13 protein-coding genes and 1 riboswitch are annotated in these 25,738 nt (G+C 47.3%); of the genes, 5 read left to right on the forward strand and 8 right to left on the reverse strand.

Going from position 1 to position 25,738, the window contains the following annotated elements; translation table 11 throughout:
* Window positions 1-5: 5 nt before the first annotated feature.
* The gene (ligA, locus tag BOCO_RS03070) at window positions 6-2,567 is read right to left on the reverse strand and encodes an NAD-dependent DNA ligase LigA (protein WP_094722624.1); all 2,562 of its coding nucleotides are present in this window, start codon (window positions 2,565-2,567) and stop codon (window positions 6-8) included.
* Between the two features lie 24 nt (window positions 2,568-2,591).
* Window positions 2,592-6,065, reverse strand: a complete 3,474-nt coding sequence (locus BOCO_RS03075) for a tetratricopeptide repeat protein (protein ID WP_244568718.1) — start codon at window positions 6,063-6,065, stop codon at window positions 2,592-2,594.
* Window positions 6,066-6,235: 170 nt separating this feature from the next.
* Between BOCO_RS03075 and BOCO_RS03080 the strand changes: the two genes are divergently transcribed.
* The gene (locus BOCO_RS03080) at window positions 6,236-8,410 is read left to right on the forward strand and encodes a hypothetical protein (RefSeq protein ID WP_148140048.1); all 2,175 of its coding nucleotides are present in this window, start codon (window positions 6,236-6,238) and stop codon (window positions 8,408-8,410) included.
* Window positions 8,411-8,431: 21 nt separating this feature from the next.
* On the opposite strand, the gene BOCO_RS03085 is transcribed toward BOCO_RS03080, so the two are convergent.
* Window positions 8,432-9,592, reverse strand: a complete 1,161-nt coding sequence (locus BOCO_RS03085) for a pyridoxal phosphate-dependent aminotransferase (RefSeq protein WP_094722626.1) — start codon at window positions 9,590-9,592, stop codon at window positions 8,432-8,434.
* A 73-nt stretch (window positions 9,593-9,665) separates the two neighbouring features.
* Window positions 9,666-10,442, reverse strand: a complete 777-nt coding sequence (gene ppgK, locus BOCO_RS03090; protein ID WP_094722627.1) for a polyphosphate--glucose phosphotransferase — start codon at window positions 10,440-10,442, stop codon at window positions 9,666-9,668.
* Between the two features lie 436 nt (window positions 10,443-10,878).
* Here ppgK and BOCO_RS03095 point away from each other — a divergent pair, with 436 nt between their 5' ends.
* The gene (locus BOCO_RS03095; protein ID WP_094722628.1) at window positions 10,879-14,235 is read left to right on the forward strand and encodes an RCC1 domain-containing protein; all 3,357 of its coding nucleotides are present in this window, start codon (window positions 10,879-10,881) and stop codon (window positions 14,233-14,235) included.
* 250 nt (window positions 14,236-14,485) lie between these two features.
* Here the strand turns inward: BOCO_RS03095 and BOCO_RS03100 are convergent, their stop codons facing one another.
* Window positions 14,486-15,481: a glycosyltransferase gene (locus BOCO_RS03100; protein WP_094722936.1), complete on the reverse strand. Its 996-nt coding sequence runs from the start codon at window positions 15,479-15,481 to the stop codon at window positions 14,486-14,488.
* A 516-nt stretch (window positions 15,482-15,997) separates the two neighbouring features.
* A riboswitch (FMN riboswitch) is annotated at window positions 15,998-16,131 on the forward strand.
* A gap of 11 nt (window positions 16,132-16,142) precedes the next feature.
* On the opposite strand from BOCO_RS03100, the gene BOCO_RS03110 reads away from it, so the two are divergent.
* Both BOCO_RS03110 and BOCO_RS03115 read left to right on the forward strand, forming a co-directional pair.
* Complete coding sequence (locus tag BOCO_RS03110) at window positions 16,143-16,757, forward strand: ECF transporter S component (RefSeq protein WP_420835399.1); 615 nt, start codon at window positions 16,143-16,145, stop codon at window positions 16,755-16,757.
* 22 nt (window positions 16,758-16,779) lie between these two features.
* Window positions 16,780-19,347, forward strand: a complete 2,568-nt coding sequence (locus BOCO_RS03115) for an energy-coupling factor transporter ATPase (RefSeq protein ID WP_094722631.1) — start codon at window positions 16,780-16,782, stop codon at window positions 19,345-19,347.
* Between the two features lie 95 nt (window positions 19,348-19,442).
* On the opposite strand, the gene BOCO_RS03120 is transcribed toward BOCO_RS03115, so the two are convergent.
* From BOCO_RS03120 to BOCO_RS03130, 3 genes are all read right to left on the reverse strand, one after another.
* Window positions 19,443-22,079, reverse strand: coding sequence for an ATP-dependent Clp protease ATP-binding subunit (locus tag BOCO_RS03120; RefSeq protein ID WP_169711884.1), 2,637 nt, complete (start codon window positions 22,077-22,079; stop codon window positions 19,443-19,445).
* Between the two features lie 136 nt (window positions 22,080-22,215).
* The gene (locus BOCO_RS03125; protein WP_094722632.1) at window positions 22,216-23,148 is read right to left on the reverse strand and encodes a DUF3027 domain-containing protein; all 933 of its coding nucleotides are present in this window, start codon (window positions 23,146-23,148) and stop codon (window positions 22,216-22,218) included.
* A 104-nt stretch (window positions 23,149-23,252) separates the two neighbouring features.
* The gene (locus BOCO_RS03130; RefSeq protein ID WP_094722633.1) at window positions 23,253-23,642 is read right to left on the reverse strand and encodes a cold-shock protein; all 390 of its coding nucleotides are present in this window, start codon (window positions 23,640-23,642) and stop codon (window positions 23,253-23,255) included.
* A 447-nt stretch (window positions 23,643-24,089) separates the two neighbouring features.
* Between BOCO_RS03130 and BOCO_RS03135 the strand changes: the two genes are divergently transcribed.
* The gene (locus BOCO_RS03135) at window positions 24,090-25,715 is read left to right on the forward strand and encodes an alpha-amylase family glycosyl hydrolase (RefSeq protein WP_094722634.1); all 1,626 of its coding nucleotides are present in this window, start codon (window positions 24,090-24,092) and stop codon (window positions 25,713-25,715) included.
* The last annotated feature ends 23 nt before the right edge of the window (window positions 25,716-25,738 follow it).

Raw genomic sequence — 25,738 nt, forward strand, 5'->3', positions numbered from 1 at the left:
CAACATCACTGGTGGGGTTCGTCCGGGTCACCGGTGCACAGAAGCCTCTTAAAAGCTTCTTCATCCAGCACTCGTACATTCAAGCTTTCTGCCTTGGCAGCCTTGGAACCAGGATTGGCACCCACCACCACATAGCTTGTCTTCTTACTCACAGAACCCGAAGCTTTCCCCCCGCGTTCGATGATAGCTTCCTTGGCAGAATCTCTCGAAAAACTCTCAAGCGTACCTGTGACAACTATAGTCATGCCGTCCAAAACTTGAGGACTATTGGTCTGCTCAGCATAGCTTCCGAGACCAGCTTTCTTCCATGCTTGAAGGATCTGTCCACGCCAGTCTCCAGGCTCTCTGGCATCTGCAAACCATGACGAAACAGTATGAGCAATTTCAGGTCCGATACCATCGAGCTCTGCCAGCTCTTCCTCTGTTGCCTTTTCTACTGCTTCAAGTGTGTGAAAACGCCGGGCAATAACACGCGCTGACGTGGGTCCCAGGTGACGGATGGAAAGTGCCACAAGCACTCTCCACAGATCAACTGAACGCGCCTTATCTATCTCCTCGAGCATTAAGATAGTATTACGAGAAGGCTCGCGCTCCTCCTCATGGAGGTTGGAAGCTGCCAACTCTTGTTCACAAAGCCCGCCATGCTCACTCGCTGTAGTTTCTTCGTTAGACTCACTGGTTGAAGCATTTGCCGAAACAGATTTCGGTAAATTATAGAAGGCTGGCACCCGATACCACAAGCCCGATTCGCCTATCTTCCGTCGAATTGTTCGCCACTTTTTACCTTCGACATGCTCTTTTTCGATAACAGGTACCTGACGCCATACGTAGACATCTTTCAAATCTTCTACTGTCACACTGAACAAACCTGCTTCGCTACGTAAAACAGGTTCTTGAAGTGGAGGTAGTTCAGTCCCTTCAGGGGGCGAATACGGCGTGGGTTCTTCACCTGGTTGAACTATCAGGGATCTAAGATTAGGGGCATATACATCAACCGAAAGAGGTCGGTTTTCCTCAGGATTGGTGAGAGCTGCTGCAGACTGCTCCCCAAGATGTTCTATATCGAAAGCCTTCCGAGAAGCCATATGAATCACACGCTCAGTCAGTTGGGCAGGGCAGGATTCAACATTAGGGCAGCGTATGTCTTTATCACTTTCCTTGGCAGGAGCCAATGTAGTCCCACAGGACGGGCACTGATTAGGCATAACGAACTCGCGTAATTGTTCTTCCTTACCCTTTCGCTTGTCTAAAACTGGACCAACAAGTTCAGGAATAACATCACCAGCCTTACGAACCACAACGGTATCACCGATGAGAATACCCTTGCGCTTGACTTCAAAGGAATTATGGAGAGTGGTTCGAGAAACTGTGGAACCAGCTACATATACAGGTTTGAGAATAGCAACCGGTGTAATACGACCCGTTCGACCTACCTGGACTGTGATATCCAAGAGCTCCGTATTAACTTCTTCTGGAGGATATTTATAGGCGATAGCCCACCGGGGCGCTCGAGAGGTAGCACCTAACCGTCCTTGCAAGGATATATCTTCCACCTTGACCACGATGCCGTCAAGGGCATGCTCAATATCGCTGCGGTGCCTGCCGTAGTATTCGATCATTTCTAGAATCTGCTCAAACGAATCTACTCTACGATTATGGGGAGAAACTGGAATACCCCATTTTGTATAGAGATCATAGGCCTGAGACTGGTCTATGACTTCGTCATGCGTACCCTCAGGATGGTTACTCCCCCAAGTAAGACGTCCCATACCGTGAGCGTAGAAGCTCAAGCTTCGCTCAGCAGTGATATGGGGGTCCTTCTGTCTAACCGAACCTGCTGCAGCGTTGCGGGGATTAGCAAAAGCAGACTCACCCTGCTCCTCCTGCTGACGATTGAGCGCATCGAAGTCTTCAAAACGCATAAAAGCCTCACCTCGAATTTCAACAAACTCGGGGATGTCATCAGATGAACCACCAAGATTCAGAGGGATACTGTTGATCGTGCGCACATTAGGGGTAACATCCTCCCCCATTTCGCTGTCTCCTCTAGTGAGTCCTTGGACCAATACACCGTTGCGATAGATAAGGTTCAGAGCAAGACCATCAATTTTCACTTCTGAGGTCATCGGTAAGGGTTTATGGTCAGGCCAGTTCAGTTCCTGCCGCACATTAAGATACCATTGTCGTAATTCTTCGATAGAAAATACATCGTCAAGACTCATCATTTGAGTAGGATGACGTACAGAAGTAAAGTCGTTGGAAAAGCTCCCCCCAACTCTATGCGTGGGAGACTGAGGAGTATCCAGACTAGGAAATTCACGTTCCAAGGCCTGAAGACAACGCATACGCGAATCATAAGCCGCATCAGAAGAAACTGGTGCGTCGTTAATGTAGTATGCAACCTGATCGGACTCCACCCAAGAGGCTAACCGAGACCATAAGCGCTGAGCCTGTGTGGCACTGAGAGCTGTGACATCAAGCTCGCTCAGTTTCATTGCATCAGCATCATCTGGCTGCAAACTCGAAATCCACTCGTCACTACCGATTACAAGCTGTCCAGTCGGCATCTGTTAAACCTCTCCTCCTGAAGTTTAGGCATTCAATGACTGCAAGAACTGTACTTCTACCATATCCAAACCATTGCTCTCGTCGTCATTCATGCGTGCCGCAGCTACTGATAGCGTTCGGGCTGGCACAAAAAGACCTGCATCTACTAAAACTCTGGCTGCCTGGCGAACGATGGTGGCCACCTTTGTATGAGGCCAGACCGGAAGACCTTCCTCCCGTAACACTATGCAAGCATCACGATAGTTTTTAGGTACAGCGATACACTGCGAATCAGCTCTAGCTGTCAGTTCTTCCAACTCATTCTTCAGCGTACTAATCCGACCAGGACTAATGTGTTCTGCCATGATATAAGCCCCTGCGGCCACAGCAAATTCATCTCTCATCCATGCCGCATAAGCGAAGCGGTAATAGGCGAAAGCTGCATCGGAGCGATCTAACGCCACCTGTAAGGCATTTAATGTCGCTGCGCGAGCACCAGACCAATCTTCGCCTACAGCCAGTTGCACAGCAAGCTTGAGATGAGAAAGGGGGTAGGCAGGGGCATACGAAACCATTGCATTCAAATGCTGCAAAGCTTGAGAGGTTTGTTTGAATTGCGACATGAGATCTGCTAACTCTAGATGAGCATAGAACAGATTGTCTGGTATTAACAAAGTATGTTCACCAGGTGTGGCAAACAGTCGGTTGTAAACCACTCGTTCAGCATAAGAATTGAAGTAGCGAGGTACAGCATGTTGGTTTTTACTGCTAGCAAAGAGCGCATCCATCTTAGCCACAGCGTCTTGTTCTATCTCAAAGGCACCACTTACGTCAGAGGAGAACAACGTATCTCTTGCCTTAATTCTGTCACGATCCAACTGCTCAGAAAGATCAAAGTGCAAGTCAGGTACTGCCTTATCGTCAATCAACGCACTAGTGATATGAGGTGCTAGCTGACTAAGCTCTGGATCGTCTATGAGTTGTACTACGTCCATTGCTTTACGGGCCTTACTCGCAGAGCCTAACTCCTGATTTGCAGATAGCCTCCTAAAGTCAGACATTGCTCGTTCTAAAAGATCAGCTCTTTGAATAGATAAACCTGTAACATGGTCCGCTCCTAGAATTGCTGCCGTCTCTTCATTAAAATCAACATCTTCAAGTTCGGGCTCATCTTGTGAACCAAGAGGCGCAAACTGCTCATCTCGCATGTTGAATTTACCGATAACAGGCTGAAGTCCTCCGTCCCTGTCTTCTTCCATAGTAGCGTCAAAGAAACGGTAGAAATTCTTAGGATTTTCAAAGCCATACTGCCGTAAGTAAGTTAAGAATACCTCACGGGTGAAGGTCACTGTAACCAGAGTACGTACGGTTGGATTGTGTTTTAGGGCTGAGAGTGGGTCCTGTCCTACGGAAGAGACATCTTGGTCGCCGCTTGAATCACCTTCATTCAGCTGGTGTTCTGCATCGTCGGTGTTCTCGCCCACAGGAGCAGCAAAAGCCATCGAATCAAAATCAATTCCTTGCATCAAATCAGCAAATTCTTGATCGACTGCCTGCTCCTCATCGTCTGCAAAGGAGCCACTCGCAACCGGTGTATCAGTGGCATGTTCATTATCTGTTGAATCTGAAGCTGGTAGCACGACGCCAGTAGATGGTATCTGTTGGTCAGAATTTCCTGCTTGCTCACGGGCAATCATGTTCTTGGGATCCCCATGGATGTCCCCATCTTTGGGATCTCCTTTAGAACCAGTTACCGCAGCACCAGTTGTTCTGGCATGTTCAAATGCGGCTAAGGCCTGTGCCATCATCTGGGTGATAGCGGAATCTTGTTGGGCTAGGGCTTCCTCTAAACCAAGAGAATCGATATGGAGCGAGACACTCCTAACACTGTCATCGGCTCCAAAAGCTAGAGCAGCCAGAATCATACCCACGCGCAAATTGTAATCTGCACTCATTTCAGATCGCTGAGCTTCTGTTACTTCTACCCACCCATTGCGACGAGCATCAAAACAAGATGACGGCATCATAGACCGTCCAGCACTAGTAAAAGCGATAGCAACACAACCTTGCTTAAGGTTAGAACGGAATTCCACATCAAACCTAAAAGGTAGTCTTAAACTGCGTAAAAGACGAGAAAACGATTGTCTGTATACCCACTCCGACTTGCCATTACGATGGGACACTCCCTGCTTCATAAGGGGGTCAGGATTTCGTGCAGCAACCGAATCGGATACTTGTTTAGCCCGTTGCATGAGCAGCTTGGCTGCTTGCCGACCCGTATCGCGGCCCGGAATGTAATCGCGAGAGAATTCATCTTCCATTTGTAATGCACTAATAGCAGGGTTGTCTAGCAGCGCCCGATCTAACTGTGCTGCTTGAACACGGGTAACGCTGTCCTCCATAGGATATATACCCAACCGAGCGTTACGCTCTAGCCAGCTTGAAACGGTAGCAAAGCGGTTCAAGTTCCCTTCAATTCTCAGCGCACGTAGTGCTGCTGACAGCTCCATGCCGTTTTCCCAGGAAAGGATATAAGCACCAGAGTATGAAGATGCATACAAATGCATAGGTTCTGCCCCATGCACAGGCTCTAAACCTGAAACGGTATCAAGGGCTCCAGCTTCCTTCATCAGGTCTACAAAATAGTCCTCCAAGCCAGAAGTGCGCATACCTTCAGCATGCGCTTGCAGGCTATCTCTGACACTACGTCGTATAGCCCCCATCGGCGCCTCTCGATTGAGCCTACGGAAGATATTGCCAGCACCAAACCCCATCAGCGAACCAGAAATTCTAGGCAGCATGTAAGCGTAGAAAAAAGCGGTAGCTATAGCATCCCTGTATTCTAGATCATGTCGCATGGAAGCAGGTAGATTTTTCCGTAATTGTTCAAGGGTGTATCGGTTATCTCTTTTCAACCAAGAAGCAAGCCAAAACATATGTTCATTGCCGTCCTGACCGATTATCCCTCCTTGAATTGCATCTACCAAACGGGGTTCAGTATTGCCTTCTTCCTTGCCAAAGCGACGTCCATCAGGAATACGGATGTTGCGCTCTTTACCGAACAAAAAGACGGGTTCCATGCCCGCTGTATCCATATCTGCTTGCTCACCCATGAATACTCGTCCACGATCATCCGCGAGGGCTATCTGAGCAAAGTGCATATTATCAGTAAAAATCCCTAGAGAAAACGTTGCACCTCGTGAGTGAGTGTACTGCACCCAGCCCAACTCTATGCCAGCAGGAATGCCCTCAACATGTTGCAGTATGTGCCTTTTGTCCAAAGGGCGCAACATCTTACAATGTCGGGACAAAAAGCCTCTTACCTGCTGAGGACTCACTTCTGACCCATTAGCTTTCATAGCTTCGATAACATCTTGAAGCGTTTCTTGCAAGGGCTGACCATCGCTATTACTGTGTTGAACATTGGTAAAACCAATTCCTGCTACACTGTGTAATCCCTGCACCAGCTTGCGTCCGAAATTCGCCATTGCGCCTGGTCCTGCCTTGCTATTCGACATATTATTCATTCTCCCCAGCATTCCAGACATACAGCTTATAGAATAAAGGAGTGCAACATATCTCACGACACCACCGTCCATCGCCAGCACTGGTAATAGAGTCAGTCATAGCACTGCTTATCATACTCTTTGCAGAATGCTGCATATTCAACCTTCCCCACTGGCGCAGCTTGGCCACAGCGCAATCCTTTTCCAACGATTCTTACACCCAAGTTCCTCGAGTCAGCACCGGTAAGGGCATCATCAAGCTAGACACTGGTGCCTTCCTCATCACAGACCCCAGTCAAGCCTACTTCGAGACTGAAGCTCGAGGTCCTATCACATACGTTCAAGTTACCAATGCCAAGACCAAGAACGGTCAAACTCCCGATTTAAACGCAGACGAGAGCAAGCACCTAGTTTCCAGTATTCATGTTCGTCTCGACCTGCAAGGTCAAGCCACCGACAGATGGACTCAAGCAGGCTCTACCACAGTCTCTCCAGCAATTGATGCCTCCCTATACATCAAAAATCGAAGCCACTTACAGGATGTCAGCAAGGTACGCGTATGGATAGCAGAAGAACGTAAATCTGTAGTATTGATTCAGGGTTTAAACGCACACCCTGTCGTACCTTTTGGGGTCAGCTTAGTGCGAATATCAATCATGGCATGCATCGCCATTCTTTGCATTGCACTTGGACCTCGTTCACGCTTGTGGCAGGTTCCATTGAACACTTCCAGCCACAGCCAACGATTGTTATTCTGGCTTGCTGTGGCAGCAGTAGCTGGTTGGGCAGCATATAATATAGCGATTCAAATTGCAGGATTTACGGTGAGAACATATCACGATCCTGGAGCATATACTTATGATTTCAACCAATATGGCCATTTAGCAGACGCCTTATTACATGGGCAAGCGTGGCTAAACTTGCCAGTACCAGATGGCTTATCTGCACTTTCTAATCCTTATGACATATCTGCTCGAGAACGCCTTCTCGCAGCTGGAGAAGAACCAATTTTTTGGGACCATGTCTTCTACCAGAATCGCTGGTATTCATACTTCGGCCCCCTTCCAGCAGTCCTTATTTTTGCTCCCTACCGACTCATCACTTCATTGTTCGTACCGGGCGGTCTCATGCTGCCCACCCCTGCAGCTTGCGCTATTCTAACAGCGGGTTTTACGCTCACCTGCTCCCTACTCATCGTCAGACTGATCCAGCGATACATACCCAAAGCAAGCATTGCTGCAACCGTTTTAGCTCTTCTAGCTTTCTTGTCTGGATCACAAGTGGTTTATCTATACTTCCGAACCGATTTTTACACAGTTCCTTTTGACGCATCCCTTCTCTTATCTAGCCTAGGTCTTTGGTTTTGGCTAGGAGCCCGTCGCGTACGCACGTCTGCAAAGCACACGCAGGTATGGACGATACAGTACCTTGTACCAGGCCACAAGAACGCCCTATCCGATGACCGTGTGTATGTGTCCCTACCCCATGTGGCAGCAGGAACACTTGCGATCGTAGGAACACTTGGCTGCCGTCAGACATTCATTGCTAGCGCTTTGTTAGCCTTACCTATTTTTTCCGATGAAATATGGGCCATGTTCGCTGGTATTCTCAGCTCACAGCAGCGAATAATAGCGTCTCAAACTGGTAAGCTTCCACCTCCAGCCATTATTACACCGAAGCGGTCTGTCAAAATAGTACTTTCCGTTATGCTACCTGCACTGGCAGTTATCACGCCACTTTTAGGATATAACTACTGGCGCTTTGGTTCAGCATTCAACTTTGGTAACACATATCAGATCACCGTAGTGGATTTAAACGCTTACACTGTTCCGACTGGTAATTTGAGATGGCTAATCGTTTACTATCTTTTTCTACCTCTGACACCATCATCTACCTTCCCTTACCTACAACGCACACCTGCACCCCTACCGACTTGGCAGTACTCAGAACCGGGCTTAGGAGGTTTATTCACACTGGCCCCAGTATTTGCACTAGCCCTTTTCCTACTTTGCATACCAGCAATCAACCGCAAACTAAGGGCAGGTGGATGCTTGCCTTTGATCGTCAGTCTGCTCATATTGTCATGCGTCCTGCTGCTGTTCACCGCCACTGTTGCAGGTTTCGATGCTCGATACATGTTAGACTTCTCCTGGCTCATCGCACTAGCAGCAGTCCTGCCCGCAGTGGCGGGAGTTACACACAACAATCAACTTCCGCGTCGATGTACTGTATGCATCCGTATCGTTTTACTCATTGCATTGTTCGTTACTTTGCTGTTTGCATGCAGCACTGCACTTGTTGAAATCAATCGAACACCAGCCTTTGCTCATATTCAAGCTTGGTTCAGTCTCTTGTAAGAAATCTGATGTACCTGCTTGTTATAAAGCCAATATTGCTTCCACTGAGCAGAGAATAGCTCTCACACCGCGCACGAATTCTTCTGGAGCAGGAAGCAGAGATAAGGCCAAGTAACCATTAGACGCCATATCAAAGAAATAGCCGGGCTGTCCGGTATAGCCATAGTGGTCGATGAGATAGGTAATAAGCTCATTCTCGTCAATGACAGCTGGGAAACGCAAGAGGACATTCCAACCTCCCTCTGCCTTCAACAAGGACACTGGACAACCAGGTTCTTCTAATAAGGTGCGTAGCACCTGCAAATTTTCTATACAGCGGTTACGAACAATCGTGCTCTGGCGATGGACAAGTTGCAAAAGATCAGGAATCTGATCAGCAATAATCTGGCTTAACGGCAGGTAGTCATCAGCAATCATGTCTAGGCGATGCTCTGCTTCCTCAACCTCTTGATCCGGCCCAGACACATGTATCCACCCTAATTTAACTTGAGGAGCGGCCAACATCTTTGAAAGACCATCTAGGGCAAAGGTGAGTACAGCAGACTCGCCAGCAAAGCGTTGACGTCCTGGAATTGGATCTAATGGATAATCGAAAAAGACCTCATCTGCAATGATTGCTATGCCATGCTTTCGACATAACTCAATAAGGCGAGCGCGTTCTTGGGGATGGATGTATGAACCAGTTGGGTTGTTGGGATTAATAAGGATGATGGCTCGGATACGATTTCCTTGGGGCCCCTCCAGCAAGGACCGGATGTGAGCTATATCCAGAAACCAAGAACCGTCATAGTGCAAAGCATAAGGCATTGTTAGCACAGATTCCAATCTCGCAATGGACTCTATGAGAGGATAACCGGGACGTGGCTCGAGTACGATATCTGATGGATTACATAAGAGCTTGAGCAACCACGAATATGCCTGAGATGTGGAATTTAACAGATAGAGATGCTCAGAACTTACGGCTTGCCCTCTCTGGCACAAGAAAGTTGCCAACGCCTCTCTGGCAGGTAATGGGCCACGAGGCTCAGCCGCATAGACACCTAAACTAGGCAGGCCTAAGCCATGCCTAGTAGGGTTTGAATCGTTGAGAGAACGAATCCCATCACCACGATTGAGCGCCTTGGCCTGAGAAAGGGCTATGGGATTAAGCTGTTGAGAACCCGTTCGATTTGAAAACTGCATACCACCCATCCTATTGAGTACAGCTATTCTCGCCTAGTATGCAGCATCCACACGCATATCGAACAGGTTCTTATCAAAGTTGAGACATTCTCTGATCGATATAAGCAGCATAATAGGCCGCACCCACTATGCCCGCTTGATTACGTAGAGTCGCAGGAACGATAGGTGTCTCAATTTCGATGTGAGGAATGAACTTCTCACTCATACGACTCACTCCTCCGCCTACAACGAAGAAGTCGGGATTAAAGTACTGTTCGAGAAGGGAATAATATTTGGTCAGTCGAGCTGCCCATTTTTTGTATGAGAGCTTCTTTTTGTCTCGTACAGATGAGGCTGCGTATTTCTCAGCATCCTTACCATCCAAAATCAAATGCCCCAACTCGGAGTTAGGAACCAACACCCCATCGTAGATAATGGCGCTACCTATACCGGTACCTAAGGTTGTAGCGATGACCAAGCCTTTTTGGCCTTTAGCTGCACCATAACGCACTTCAGCAAGACCTGCGGCATCAGCGTCATTGACCACAGAAACAGGTCTCCCACAGGCTTCAGAAAATACTTCCCAGACATCCACGCCTATCCATGACTGATCTAAATTAGCCATAAAATTGATAGGATGTCCTGGACGCACCGGAGCAGGAAACGCCACTCCAACAGGTACACTGTCTGGTACTTCGAAGATATCCAGAAGCTCCTTCGCTACCTTCCCCACAGCTTGGGGGGTTGAGTGCTCTGGAGTCAAAATCTTTTTACGGGGTTCAGCAAAATCACCAGCAACAAGATCAACCGGAGCTGCCTTAATGCCTGAACCACCTATATCAATACCAAAAGCCTGAGCCGTCTCAATCATCTACTGCTCCTTTGCTCAACTCTACATATCGAACCGGTACGATAGGCATTGTAGCGCATTTTTTTTAAAATGTGAATTAGACTCTCTCACTACGTTTTTTAGTAAAGTGACATTGTCGGGGAGTTAACATGTATCTTATAGGAGAAAACTCATATAATCTGTAGCCAACCACCTCACCTGCTTAACCACACCGTCAGCAATTACCCAAACACCAACTTACACTTTTTGCTTTGTTAGCATCACTCTTCCCTTCCTCTCTTTACTTGAGCTCACGCCTGAGCTACATCATAGAACACGCCTAATTGTTACCGTCATGCTACCATGTAAGACACCTGAGATATTTTACACTTAGAGAATAAAATAGGCGTTATCTTTAACACGAAGGAACGCTTGGTGTTAGGCACTTATTGCACCGTGCACTCGTGGGAGGGATTCATTGCACAGTAAACGTTCAGCTACTGCTATATTCATATCAATGCTTGTCCTTGCAATAGTGATCGGTTCGCTTACTTTCCTTTCTCCAACTAATGCTAAACCTTTGCAACAAGCACCATCACATTTTTCTGCGTTTAGTACTGTAAATTCTTCACAAACGATTGAAGGATTTACACTTAGCCCTACTCAAGGACCAGCAAACAAAGAAGCAACAGCCTCACTGACACCACCTGAATCAAAGGTATTGATTTTTTCACAGATCAGTGCAGGCCGTGATTTTAATCTCGGCTTGAGTGTTGACGGGTACGTGTATGCATGGGGACATAATTATGATGGACAATTTGGAAATGGTACGGTAAATGCCGACAGCATGTTCCCCGTTCGTGTAAAAACACCAGAGAGTGTACGTATCACACAAATTAGCGCAGGTTACCAACATGGCCTAGCCATCGGCGATGACGGTAATGTTTACACATGGGGCAAAAATAGTTTTGGCCAACTTGGAGATGGCACCACAAGCAATCAAATTGAACCAGTTCTCGTACAAAAACCGAAAGGTGTGCAATTTACACAAATTAGCGCAGGAGATTACCATAGTCTCGCCATCGGCAACGACAAACATGCGTACGCTTGGGGTTTAGATATGGGACAGCTAGGAATCCCGAATGGAAACTCTGAGAAGGTAGTACCTATTCCTACCAGAGTCGACCAAACGCTCTTAGATAGCACTCCAGGCAGCGAGTACATTAGCGTCAGTGCAGGTTCTCTACATAGTTTTGCTCTTGGAAGCGACGGACACTCCTACGCATGGGGAAGCAACTCATACGGGCAACTCGGTGTCGACAGCACATCAACAAAAATTATTCTTCCTGAGCGGGTAAGAATTCCCCATGGCATATACTTCACACAAATCAGTGCAGGCCGTCTGCATAGTTTGGCTCTCGGAAGCGATGGACACGCCTACGCATGGGGAAGAAATAATGCAGGACAGGTAGGCGACGGCACCGCTGACAACAAAAAAGTACCTACTCGGGTGGGAGAAACTGACAACTCACGAACAACCTATATCAGTGCAGGAAATAATGTCAGTCTAGCTATTAACGATAGTGGGCATGCGTATGCATGGGGAACCCCAAACTGGAATCTCGGTGATAGCGCTGAAAGCAAATCAAGTAAATTACCCCTGCGTATAGACGAAGCCAGACTTAACAGCCGGCAAGACAGAAAATACGACCGTGGAATTAGTGCTGGAGCATGGGGCAACTGTATCATTCTCGACAATGCAGGGCATGCCTACAGCTGGGGAAATCGAATACAAGATTCGAATAGAAGCATTCCCCAAGAGGTCAGTACGTATAAATATGAAATTCGTAGCGTTAAGTTTGATACTCAAGCGGTACAGGACAAAAGCATTGACCAGAGTAGTGGCAAATGGAATATGCAGGTACCCCTCCATAAGGCCGCAATCGTAGACGTTCAGGCTCAATACGACGTCATCATAAAAAGCGCTCAGGACTATGACATCTCCATCAAAAATGATAGCATCACCTTCCGTTACGAATACAAAGACGGGTTCACAGTACATTTCGACCTTGGCGGCGCACCAGGTACTCCCCCTCCTGACCAATATGTCGATGCAGGAGGAATGCAACACATACAACTACCAGATATGCCAGTATGGACAAAACACTGGTTTAACGGCTGGGTCCAAGATAACGGCAAATTCTGGGACTTTAATAAACCAGTCACAGATAGTTTCACCCTAACAGCTCAATGGGAACCCTACAAATTCAAATTAACACCTGAAGCAGGCCCAACAGTCGGTGGTAACACCGTAGTAATAACACCGCCAGACTCACCAAAAGGAATACACTACTTACAACTTGCAGGAGGCCAAAGACATAGTGTTGCTCTTGGAAGCGACGGACACATATACACCTGGGGAAACAACTCATTTGGGCAACTAGGCAACGGAACTCAAGTTGATAGTAAAGTGCCAGTTCGAGTGAAGGCACCTAAAGGTGTACTTTTCACAAAAATTAGTGTTGGCGATTCGCATAATCTCGCATTAGGAAATGACGGACACACATATGCATGGGGTTGGAATTCATTCGGCCAGATTGGGGACGGCAGCACAACTCACAAAAATGCGCTTGTGCGAGTGAAGGTGCCCGAGGGTGTCCGTTTTACCCAGATTCATGCTGCAAGCTATCACTCAATAGCACTCGGTTCAGATGGTAAAGCATATACATGGGGGCAAAATAGCTTCGGTCAGCTCGGAGATGGAAAAGACCACAATTCAGAACCAAGCACACCAAAGAACCCACTTCCTGCTCCAGCAAAGACTCCTGATGATGTACAAATCACCAATGTCAGCGCGGGCATGACCCACAGCGTTGCCACTAGCAGCGACGGTCATATCTACCACTGGGGTAACTGGCTCTGTTTAACCGGCGTTATCACTGATGACGACAAATCGCAGTGCAGCAAGTTCCCCACATCGACACCTTCTCGTATTGTTGAAAACTTGCCTGCTGGCGTACAGGTTATCCAACTGAAATCAGGAATGCGAGTTGATATTGCACTCTGCGATGATGGACACACATATGCATGGGGGAAAAATTATAACGGTGAATTTGCTAATGGGACAAGAAATATTCATTCTATAACGAACCCAGTTCGTGTTGGACAACCTGATGGTGTGCATTTTGCAACTATTAGTGACATTGCAGGAGGACAGGTTCTAGCTCTTGGCGATGATGGACATACATATGCATGGGGAAGAAACGTCGAGGGTCAGCTAGGCAGCAGCAATAAAGAATATGTTGTGTCACCTGTTCGCTTCAAAACACCGGATGGCCTGCACTTTACTAGCATTGGTACAGGAAATAGCCACACTCTCGCCTTTGGCAGTAATGGACACGCCTATGCTCTAGGTTCGAATTCACATCGACAGATCGGAAATAGTGACATAGGGAAACAAGCCAAGGAAATTGTTGAGGTAAATCCACTGAAGATCAGTCTCAATGGTATGAGATTCGATAAAATTGCAGTTGCCACTAAACCTAAACGTGACGACACTGAAGAGGTATGGAAAGTAACCGCACCAGCCCATGACTCTGGTAAAGTCCAAACTACTATCCAGTGGACATTAGGTGGGGCTGAGCAGGAAGACTATGAACTTCCCTACTTTTACTATTTTGTCCTTCCTGATGCTGGTGCCATACCATTCCAAAAATTATATGGCGGCACGCTCGCCTTATTGAGTGTTATAGCAGCACTAACGTGGGCTAGCTATGGCACTATCAGAAACTACCGCACCAAAGGCCGACATAAGCGCAATATTTCGACAACCTAACCGAAGAAAACAGCGAATTTAATACTGATATCGCAAAGCCTAGGACCACAAGACATCCTCAGTCAAGTCCTAGGCTTTCTTTATACCACAGACAGTCATTTACATAACTGCAAATCGTTAATATATCAACAAACCAATAGTTATATGGTCTTTTCTGCATCCATCAACGTTTACGTTGCTTTCCCTTGATAACTCATTAGCGGCTTACTTTCATATATTTTCATTAGAATCTACATCACTATGCAAACACTTATTTCAATGCTGGCATGGGTTTCCATTCTGGATCATGCATAAGCTTACGGGAATCCAACCACCCATGGAATAGTTGCGGAATACCAGAAATGATAGATTTACGATCCACCGCAAGGAGCCGGATGAACTCTTTGATAGCAGTCGCAGCAGTCCCTACAGCAAACATGACTGGTCTGTAATCACCGTGCATCATGAAATACCGCGCCATATAACCACGATTACGCATAATGTGATAACGATTCATGTCTGAGGTTGAATTCAGTTGACGAAGACCAGCAATATCCCAATTACCAATTTCCCTAGTCCGCCTCATCACCACATCCGCTACTACTACAGGCTGAGTCACCTTAGACGCCAAATACCCATATATAGTATCGTCCCAGTAAATAAAGAATCGGGGATCGGGTAAACCGATTTTCTCTACAATCTGCCGCGAGAAAAATGCACCTTCAAAGCACATAGTATTCATCGTTTTACGTCCTGAAGGACCAAACGCAGCCGGTGCAATTGGATCTGGTATACCTAGTGATGTCATAAAGTGGTACTGCCAGTAGAATGGTCCGCCATCGTAGTCAAGGCGAGACCCTTGTATAACTTGGTAGCGATCAGTCCACTGAGACAAGAGATCAAGTCCCTTCGGTTCCACTGCCACATCATCATCCATGACCCAAAACCAGTGAGCACCCAAGTTATATGCTTGTTTCACGCCAGCAGAAAAACCACCAGCACCTCCCCCATTGTGGTCTTGGGGGCTGTAGACCACTCGCTCTTGGTTACCAGAGGCATCGATAATGGTTTTGCCCCATCTGCTGGTCACACGATTCGAAAATTGTTGCACCATAGCAGCCGTGTCAGCACTGTGCTCATTATCTACAATTACAATTCTCCAAGGTGCCTGGGTCAGCTGAAGAATTGAGTCAAAGAGTTGAGCCAGTAATTCCTGCCGTTTATAGGTGACGACGACGATAGCCGCTTTATTCAACGTTTGTGCCATAACCCTATTGTGACACTGACCCGCAACTTTCGCCACAAGTCATGCAATTGCTCATTGGCGAGAACGCATTCAAACACAAGGGCTATGGGCAAAGCTACTTTACTGGACTTTCGTGAGTAACTGTTTGTATATCAAAGCACGAAAACTCTGTCATAGTAAAGCCTAAAGAATGACAAAAAAATGAAAGTCTCTTGCATCATGTTCTTCAGTTCTCCACTGGTCCACTGCCTGGATGCTGATATAGCGTAAGAGCGAAGAATGGTGACAACGACAGGATCAGCAGCTCTCAATAAGCACAGAAACGAGCAGTTGAGACCGATGCTGGCCATCTCTTGGCCTATATAGTCTCCTTTGGTCACAAAGGATAAGATTCTCGCTTGACCCTGACCAATAGTTACTTTTCAAAGTTATTCATGAACACTTTTTGGTACCGTAACATTATTCACCGTTACAACTTTTCTTATTTGAAACCACACTTATTGACTGCTCATACTCATACTGGTAAGTTGAAAGAGTCTTATGTTTCAGGGAAGGTGCAATTCCTTACTGGCGGTAGCTGGACATCTCCAGGAGCCCGCGACCCGCGCAAGCGGTTGATATCGGTCAAATGCCGAAGCCAACGGTTACAGTCCGGATGAAAGAAACGAGTCTCTCTATGAGCATGCCTTCGAGCGATGAAAACAAAGAGCTGTATTCAAACAATACTGCCTCACACCAATCGAACAGCCACTCAACTGGCGCTAGCAGAACTGGCCGTTGGTCAACCCAGCGAATTGCTATTTACGCCATGTTTGTGGCACTGACCATTCTCGTCAGCTTTTTCTCATTTCCCATTTTTCAAATGGCCCCCTTCCTCACGTATGACCCCTCAGGCATCGTCGTATTAGTGGCAGGGTTTGCATTTGGACCAGCAGCAGCAGTTATTGTTTCCGTCCTTGGTTTTTTGCCGCATATCTTCTCTGATCCCTTTGGAGCCATGATCTCCATTGTGGTCGCACTAGCATTAAGCGTTCCATCTGCTTATATTTACCAGAAAATTCGTACACGTAAAGGCGCTCTCTTAGGCATCAGTGTCGGAGCGGTAGCAGCTCTTATAGTGGCTATCGGCTGTAACATCATCATAACTCCCTTCTATGCGCACCTATCTATGCAAGCAGTACTGCATATGATTGTCCCCATCTTGTTGCCGTTCAATGTAATCAAATTTACTATTCACGGCGTCGTCACCTTCCTCATATATAAACCTGTTTCCAACTTGGTCAACAGGTCACATTGAACCAGACAGCAAGACCCTTACTATGACTGTGACAGTTTCAACATCAAAGGACACGGAAACGAAGAAGAGCAAGCAAATACTTAGCGCAGATACCAAAGAAAACCAACAGTATGTAGCAAGGCTCAAGCATATTTCTTTCAGCTACGATGGCGGTAAAAGCTGGGCTTTACAAGACCTTTCGCTGTCCATACGCTCTGGCGAACACCTCTGCATTTTGGGTGCAAATGGCTCAGGCAAATCTACTTTAGGCCATATCCTAGATGGATCAACTGCGCCCGACTTAGGACGAGTAGAACTACTAGGCAAGGTTGTTTGCGATAGTTCTAAAGATGAAGAACACCGGGTTGACCCTGAGGCATACCGTTCAGCAAGACATAACATCGGTTTAGTATTTCAAAATCCTGAAGATCAAATTGTTACAACGGTTGTTCGCGATGATGTAGCATTTGGCCCTGAAAACTTAGGAGAACCACGGCCTCAGATAGCACAGGCGGTCAAGGATTCCTTACAGCAGGTAGATATGTTGTCACAGGCCGATCATGACCCAACCCGCATGTCCGGAGGACAACAGCAGCGTCTAGCTGTTGCAGGCAATCTTGCTATGCACCCGACAATGATAATACTTGACGAACCGGGTGCCATGCTTGATTCTGCTGGACAGCGAGATATGCTCGATATCATGGCTCGCCTGACATTAGCAGGCACTTCAGTTATCCATATCACTCATCGCTTGGAACAAGCTAGGTCTGCGGATAGGGTCATCGTACTGGACCACGGACGCATCATTGCTCAAGGTACTCCCCATGCTGTTCTCGACGGTCATCAGCTACCTGGACTCGGCATGATCAACACTGACATATCTGTTTCACAGCAGCAGCTTCCTGCAAGCCTCGCAAACAGCGAAAAAAGCCTGCAATCGGAGCTGCTGCAAGCTCGAGGTGGACAGAACACACCAACAGACATGCTAGGACATGTTATTAGCCTCAAGGATGTCGCTTATCAATTCCCTGACAGCCAAGACCACGCGCTTAACCATATCAGCTTGAGCATAGATGCAGGAGAAACGGTTGCAATTCTGGGACGGAATGGTTCAGGAAAATCCACGCTTTGCCGGGTTATAGCTGCTCTTCTCACCCCAACCAATGGCTCTGTATCTGTAACTGGTATACCAATAGCTATACCGAATTCTAAGACACCCAAAAAAACGCGCAGGCGTAATCTCCATTTGTTAAGGCAACGGGTCGGCTATGTGATGCAGTACCCAGAGCACCAACTATTCGCAGACACAGTGTTTTTGGATGTAAGCTATGGACCGCGCAATATGGGATTAACCCCTGAGCAAGTAAACCATCGCGTTAATGAAGCACTAGAACTGTTAGGTATCAGTGATGTAGCCAACCGTTCACCGTTTAACCTATCTGGAGGACAGAAACGTCTCGTAGCGATCGCAGGAGTCCTAGCTTGCAAGCCACAACTGCTCATCTTGGATGAAGTTACTGCAAGCCTGGACCCACAAACTTCAGAACGCATTATTAACATGTTGGAGGAATTACACAGTCAGGGCGTAACCATTATCATGAACACGCATGCTGACCAAGAAGCACTCCGCTTGGCAGATACAGCTGTTCTTTTAGACCAAGGTGAGCTTTCAGCTCAGGGCCCAGTAGAAGAGGTGTTGAAGCACTATCACAGCTTGCTCAATTCAGCAGCACACCGAAACACGTCGCCAGACTCTCAGTCTTTCCCAGATCAACCATTGGCCCAAGAGGCATTGGAAGATGCCCCATCACAAGTCACAAAGAACCACAGTCAGCGTAACAGTTCTGCTCCACTCTTACTGCAAGAGCTGGATCCACGAGCCAAAATGGTGACCTTTGTGTTAGCTATGGTCACTGCCTTCTGCATTAGCAAGCCCCTTCAGCTCTGCTTAGGACTATTGGTAACAGCTGCACTCTTTGCAGCTGCCCGTTTCCCAATCCGAAGGATTCTTACATCAACTCGAATATTCCTTATTCTGATCGTACTCACATCGCTACTCAACCTGTTCATCACCCGCACTGGTAACGTTTTAGTCGATGTGGGACCATTGCTGCTGACTGACGACGGATTATGGATAGCCATCCTATATTCTTGTCGCTTTCTGATTATTATTCTGTTGGGAGCTCTACTGGTCGAAACCACTACTCCTACACAGATTACTGATGCGCTCGAGTCCCTCATCAAACCCTTACAGTGCTTCGGTATACACACCAACGAAATAGCCTTAGTAATGTCTTTAGCGCTTCGCTTTATCCCTACTCTCAGTCAGGAGACTCACGCAATTATTGAAGCTCAAGCAGCCAGAGGTGGCTCCATTGAAACGGGGTCACTTGTACAGCGTCTGCGGGCTGCTGTTGCTATTGCTGTCCCCGTATTCGCAAGTGCCCTGCGTCATGCCGACAATTTGAGCATGGCATTGGACGCCCGCTGTTATGAAGGCGGCCGTAACCGCAGCCACTATAGACTGCTATCGTTTAACAGACAGGACTACATATTCATAGGTTTAATGGTGCTGTACGTTCTATCACTGATTGTTTTATCGGTTTATTAGAATCGCTGAGTTCCTGTTCACCAACTGGTAGGGGCGCAAGGTATGTACCCTGCGCCCCTACCAATAGCTTCGCTTACAACAATCGATTCTATGTTTTACTCTACAGTATCAACACCGTCGTCAGTGGAAGACTCGCTTCCAGATTCCAACTGTCGAATCTGAGCATCGTCAACAGCTACATCCACATCCGGTGTAGCAACTGGCGCTCCGACCAGCTCTGGTTCCTTCTCTTCAGAACGAACTGCATGCCTGGGCTCAGTGAAAGGCTTACCAGTAAAGGTAAACTCTCCTAATATTCCTTCACCCTCAGCATCAATGAGAACTGACTCGTTGTCGCTCAAATCACCCATCAGAATTTTCTCTGAAATAGCATCTTCTATATCTCGTTGAATAATTCGACGTAATGGTCGGGCACCTAGAAGCGGATCAAAGCCCTTTTCTGCTAATAGATCCTTCGCCTTATCTGTCAGATCCAAGGACATATGACGTTCAAATAGTCGATCGTTGAGCTGAGTAATGTCCAAGTCCACGATCTGGCGAACTTGCGGCTCAGTGAGCTGCTGGAAGACAATAATATCATCTAAACGATTCAAGAACTCTGGCCTAAACTGCTGTTTGAGCTCACTCGTCACCCGATCCTTCATCCTCTGATAGGAGGTTTCCGTGTCGTTACTCAAATTGAAGCCAGTGTTAGCTGCCTTTGCAATATCTCGGGTACCTAGGTTGGTTGTCAGGATAATAATGGTGTTCTTAAAGTCAACCTTCCTGCCTTGTCCATCAGTCAGATGTCCGTCATCCAAAACTTGCAGAAGTGTATTGAAGATATCCGGATGAGCTTTTTCGATCTCATCGAACAAGACTACAGAGAAAGGCTTGCGACGAACCTTCTCTGTCAATTCTCCACCTTCTTCATATCCGACATAGCCCGGAGGAGCACCGAAGAGACGTGAAGCAGCGTACTTTTCTGAGAACTCTGACATATCAACCCGAATCAGTGCGTCCTCATCATCAAAGAGGAACTGAGCTAAAGCCTTAGCGAGCTCAGTCTTGCCGACACCTGTGGGGCCTGCGAAAATGAAAGAACCAGCAGGACGCTTAGGATCTTTGAGACCAACACGGGTACGACGAATTGAACGCGACAAAGCTGAAACAGCTTCGTCTTGTCCAATAATGCGTTGGTGCAGCTCACTTTCCATATTCAAGAGTTTCTTTGATTCAGCCTGAGTCAGCTTGAAGACCGGAATGCCTGTAGTTGAAGAAACGACCTGAGCTATAACGTCCTCATCAACAACCATCTTGACATCAGACTCTCCTTCATGCCAGGCTTTCTCCTTCTCCTTACGCTCAGCTTCCAGCTTTTCCTGCTGGTCACGCAGTTCAGCAGCCTTTTCAAAATCTTGTTCTGTAATTGCCTGATCTTTTTGATCATTGACTTTAGATATCTTGTTATCTAAGGCTTTAAGTTCGGGCGGGGCAGTCAGCCGCTTAATTCTCAGCTGTGCACCAGCCTCATCAACAAGATCGATAGCTTTGTCTGGCAGATTCCTGTCCTGAATATAACGGGCAGATAGCTCAGCAGCAGACTGAAGAGCACCATCGGTAATGGTTACATGATGGTGGTTTTCATAGCGTTCGCGTAAACCTTTAAGGATCTCGATGGTCTCTGCAATAGTTGGTTCATGCACTTGAATAGGCTGGAAACGGCGTTCAAGAGCCGCATCTTTCTCGATGTACTTACGGTACTCATCTGTCGTAGTAGCACCAATGGTCTGAAGCTCTCCACGAGCGAGCAGGGGCTTCAACATATCAGACGCACCCAAGGCGCCATCTGCTGACCCTGCACCGACAATCGTGTGAATTTCATCTATAAAGAGAATAATATCGCCACGGGTTTTGATCTCTTTAAGTACCTTCTTTAAACGCTCTTCGAAATCACCACGGTAGCGTGAACCTGCAACCATAGAACCCAAGTCCAGTGAATAGACCTGCTTGTCCTTCAATGTTTCAGGTACATCTCCTACATGGATTTTTTCAGCCAATCCTTCAACGACGGCTGTTTTACCCACTCCAGGTTCTCCGATAAGCACAGGGTTGTTCTTAGTCCTTCGAGAAAGCACAACCATGACTCTCTTAATTTCCTCGCTGCGTCCAATAACTGGGTCTAACTTCCCTTCAGCAGCCTCTTGAGTCAAGTTTCGACCAAACTGATCCAGCATCGCCGAACCCGTCTGACTCTGCTTACTTTGAACACCACCAGCGTTAGCTAAGTCACCTTTATCAGCATCCGACCCATCGTGACTGCCACGGATCATATCTATTGTTGCAGTACGGAGTTCCCCTAAGTCAACACCCATCTTGATGAGTACTTGAGTACCCACACCCTCGCCTTCACGAATCAGGCCCAGCAGAATGTGTTCAGTACCAATATATGAATGCCCGAGCTGCAAAGCCTCCCGCAACGACAACTCAAGCACCTGCTTAGCATGTGGAGTAAAGGGGATGTGTCCATTAGGAGCAGCATTGCCCTTGCCGATCATCTCTTCTACTTGCTTACGGGTATCCTCAAGTTCAACACCCTTAGAAGCAAGTGCTTTAGCCGCTACCCCATCACCTTCACGAATCAGGCCAAGCAAAAGATGCTCAGTACCGATATAGTTGTGTTGCAGGGATCGGGCTTCCTCTTGCGCCAGTACGATAACTCGCCGCGCACGGTCAGTAAACCGCTCAAACATACATGTCCTTCCCTAAGATACTGCTACTAACTTTACCGATTTGAGCTGACTTATATTCACTCCAGCTGCCCTATTGCGCTCTTGACGCAAATTTGTTAACTATCCACGACTCAATTCGGCCCTTATCAGCAGTTAGTTATTCGCCTTCATTGTTTATTTCCTCTATGAGTTCTACTGCTGATATTTCCTCACGCGGAGCTTGATGCACTACATCGATACGTAAATCGTCAAAAGCCGGCTTTGACTGTTCCCACAGACGACCAATTTCCGGCGGTTCGATCTCTGAATGCTCACCGCACCCATGGTCCAGAGCAACTACTCGTCCATCATCAGGACTCCACCTGTTGGCACAGACGCCAAACATAGTACCCAAGGACCCTTGAATTGCCACCATAAAGCCACAAGTCTCACAAGTATTTCCTGCCGCCGTTCTCGTAGACAATGATTTTGGACCGTGCTGCCCCTCGTACCAGCGCTTGGCAGTTGCATCTCGTCCCTGTGCAGTTAACACATGCCGACGGCTCAAAGCGAACTCCTGAACCACACTATCCACATCTTCAGCAGCAGTATGAATCCATGAATCTGAACTAGATTGCTTCGAGCTCGCTTCTGGTTGAATGCGCTTGAACACTGCCCCATCTTGCTGTTCCAACAAAGGAGGCTGCTCAGTCGAATGTTCGCTCTTACCAACTTGCGCTTCTTCAGCAGAAGACCAACCATCTTCTAGTCGAGGGTCATCTGGCTCTGTACCCATGGCATCTGTAACCGAAAGGTCAGAAGGCAGCAAACGATCCTTCCACGGAATCCACGGAGGCGGAAGAAGTGCATCTGGTCCAGGGATCAATGAAGATTCATCTACAGTCCACTGATCCGAATCTTTATCATGATAGAGGGTAACTGACCAAAGCCAACCCTCATAGCCCTTGATTTTTGAAGCAAATTGGAATTCACTTACACCATCTTCAAGCTGGTGTTGGCGCAGGAATTCGCCTACTTCTTCGGGTTCCGACGCAACGGACAGCGCTACTTGTCTTGCCGCATCCTCTGGTTCATGCCTATTTTGGGGCATTACCTCACCTTACATCTCCACCTGAGCATCCGCTCCAGGCACTCGTAGTTGTGTACACACGGGGAGCATTTCCTCGCAATAGCTCATTGACTGCCAATGAACCGTCAACTCTCAACATCGAAATCATCAGCAACCGCTCTTAAAAGGGCAGCGAGTTTGCGAGATTCCGCTTCTGAGGGGTAATGGTGACGGCGCAACTTCCCACCGGCTGAATCTAATAGCTTTATCAAGTCCTCAACAATAGCTGCCATATCATCTGGTTCAGGACGTGTGGCCCTAATGATTGATGCAGTAGGACCAACTAGTTGCACATCTAGCGCTTGAGGACCCTTCCTCCCGGTAACCATTGAAAACTCAACCTTGCTCCCCTTACGTACTGTTGTCACAGAAGCAGGTAAAGCAGAAGCAGGTAGGAAGACATCCTCGCCGTCGTCACTAGTAATGAAACCGAAACCGCGCTTGGCATCAAACCAGCGTACTTTTCCACTAGGCATGATTGGCTCTCCCTCATCTGTACAGATAAAACTCAGGCAGGTTATCTACGATCTGCCTGTTCTATAATCTACAGTCTAACTCAAACCAGTACCCTGACAGACGAAGACTGTGTATATTCCTTAACAAACCCTGTCCAGCTCCCTGACTGAGAACATACCCGGTCACTATTCAGCAGCACGAAATCGTACTTGATAAGACTCCTTAACCTTCAACAACTTACCTGTTTATGAGTAAGCACAAGGAAACAATAATAATTCGCTAATAGTACTGCCTTCTGATACTATGTGATGCGTGTGAAAGAGTTGATATTTCGCGCAACTGTATTCCTCAGTTAGTGGCTAGCAACAGGTTGCTTAGGCGCAGATGCCCAACAATCGCTAGTTGTGTAACAAAGACGAATTTCACCAAAGAAGATGCAGATAATCAACAGCAGAGAGGAAACTACAATGGCATCAGTAGGTTCACATCCATCGTGGTTGGAACAAGCAGTTTTTTATGAAATCTATCCTCAGAGTTTTTACGACAGCAATAATGATGGTATTGGAGATATTCCAGGTATTACTGCCAAATTAGACTACATACACGATCTTGGATGTAATGCCTTGTGGATCAATCCCTGCTTTGCCTCTCCTTTCAAAGATGCTGGGTACGACATCAGTGACTACTGCCAAGTTGCCCCACGGTACGGCAGCAATGACGACCTAGTAGAACTCTTCACCCAAGCACATGATCGGAACATGCATGTCTTGCTTGACCTTGTCCCCGGACACACTTCCGAGGAGCACCCTTGGTTTCAATCCAGCCAACAGGCTGAGGACAATAATTTCTCAGACCGCTACATCTGGACTAACAACGCATTCGATGGCTATTCGATGCCTTTTATCGGTGGAGAATCACAGCGCGATGCTGCTTATATCCTTAATTTTTTCAAGTGCCAACCTGCTTTAAATTATGGCTTTGCTACCACAGACCGCTCTTGGCAGATGAGTCCTGATTCAGCAGCTGCTCAAGCCACCAGACAAGCCATGGTAGACGTCATGAAATTCTGGTTATCCCGAGGCTGTGATGGTTTTCGAGTCGATATGGCTTACTCCTTAGTCAAAAATGACAGCGACGATAAAAAAGAAACTATCCATGCCTGGCAAGAAATGCTCAGCACTATTAAAAGTGAGTATCCTGAGTCAGCTTTCGTTTCAGAGTGGGGCGTTCCCAACCAGTCTCTACAAGCTGGATTTGACATGGACTTTTATTTAGACTGGCATTCTGAAGACACGGGGAACGGTTACAACCTCCTAGCCCGTAATACCAGCAACCCAATAAGTAGAGCAGACGATACATCCTATCTCAATGCAGACAGCAACCAAAGTGCTCGCAGTTTTCTTGATGACTATATACCACAGTATGAACGCAGTAAAGATCTAGGCCATTTCTGCTTTATTACCTGTAACCACGACACACCCAGATGGTCACCGAGGTTAACCGAGCGCGAGCGCAAATTAGCATTTGCACTAATCAGTACCATGCCAGGAGTTCCTTTCATCTACTATGGCGACGAAATAGGCATGCGCTATCAGACGCTCCCCAGCAAGGAAGGTGGCTACTACCGCACTGGCAGTCGCACACCCATGCAGTGGGACCGCTCAGACAACTTAGGGTTTTCTCAAGCAGCCAGCGACGATCTCTACCTACCAGTAGATTCAAGCTCCGACGCACCAACGGTAGCTGATCAAGAGAAGCAAAGTGACTCTATGCTCTCCTGGGTCAAGCAAGTCATAACTGTTCGCAACGAACATCCTGCCCTCCAGGCAAGTTCTAAGTTCACCCTATTAGCAGCACCCAGCACAGGGCGGTCCCTTGCATACTTGCGTTCGTCACATGACCAATCACAACGGTTACTGGTGGCCATTAACCCTGGCAAGCAGACAGAACGCTTGCGCCTGGACCAACCTCTCCCTCTCTTAGAAAACAAAGCTCCTGAAGTCCTCCTAGGAGAGGTGGATATTAAAACCGAGCATATTGAACTCGGTCCCCAAAGCGCAGCTATCCTAGAACTAGCCGGTATAACCGACTGAGGTCTTCACGTCGTTATGCCACA

Origin of the sequence: Bombiscardovia coagulans (genome assembly GCF_002259585.1) — a bacterium.
Classification (GTDB): Bacteria; Actinomycetota; Actinomycetes; order Actinomycetales; family Bifidobacteriaceae; genus Bombiscardovia; species Bombiscardovia coagulans.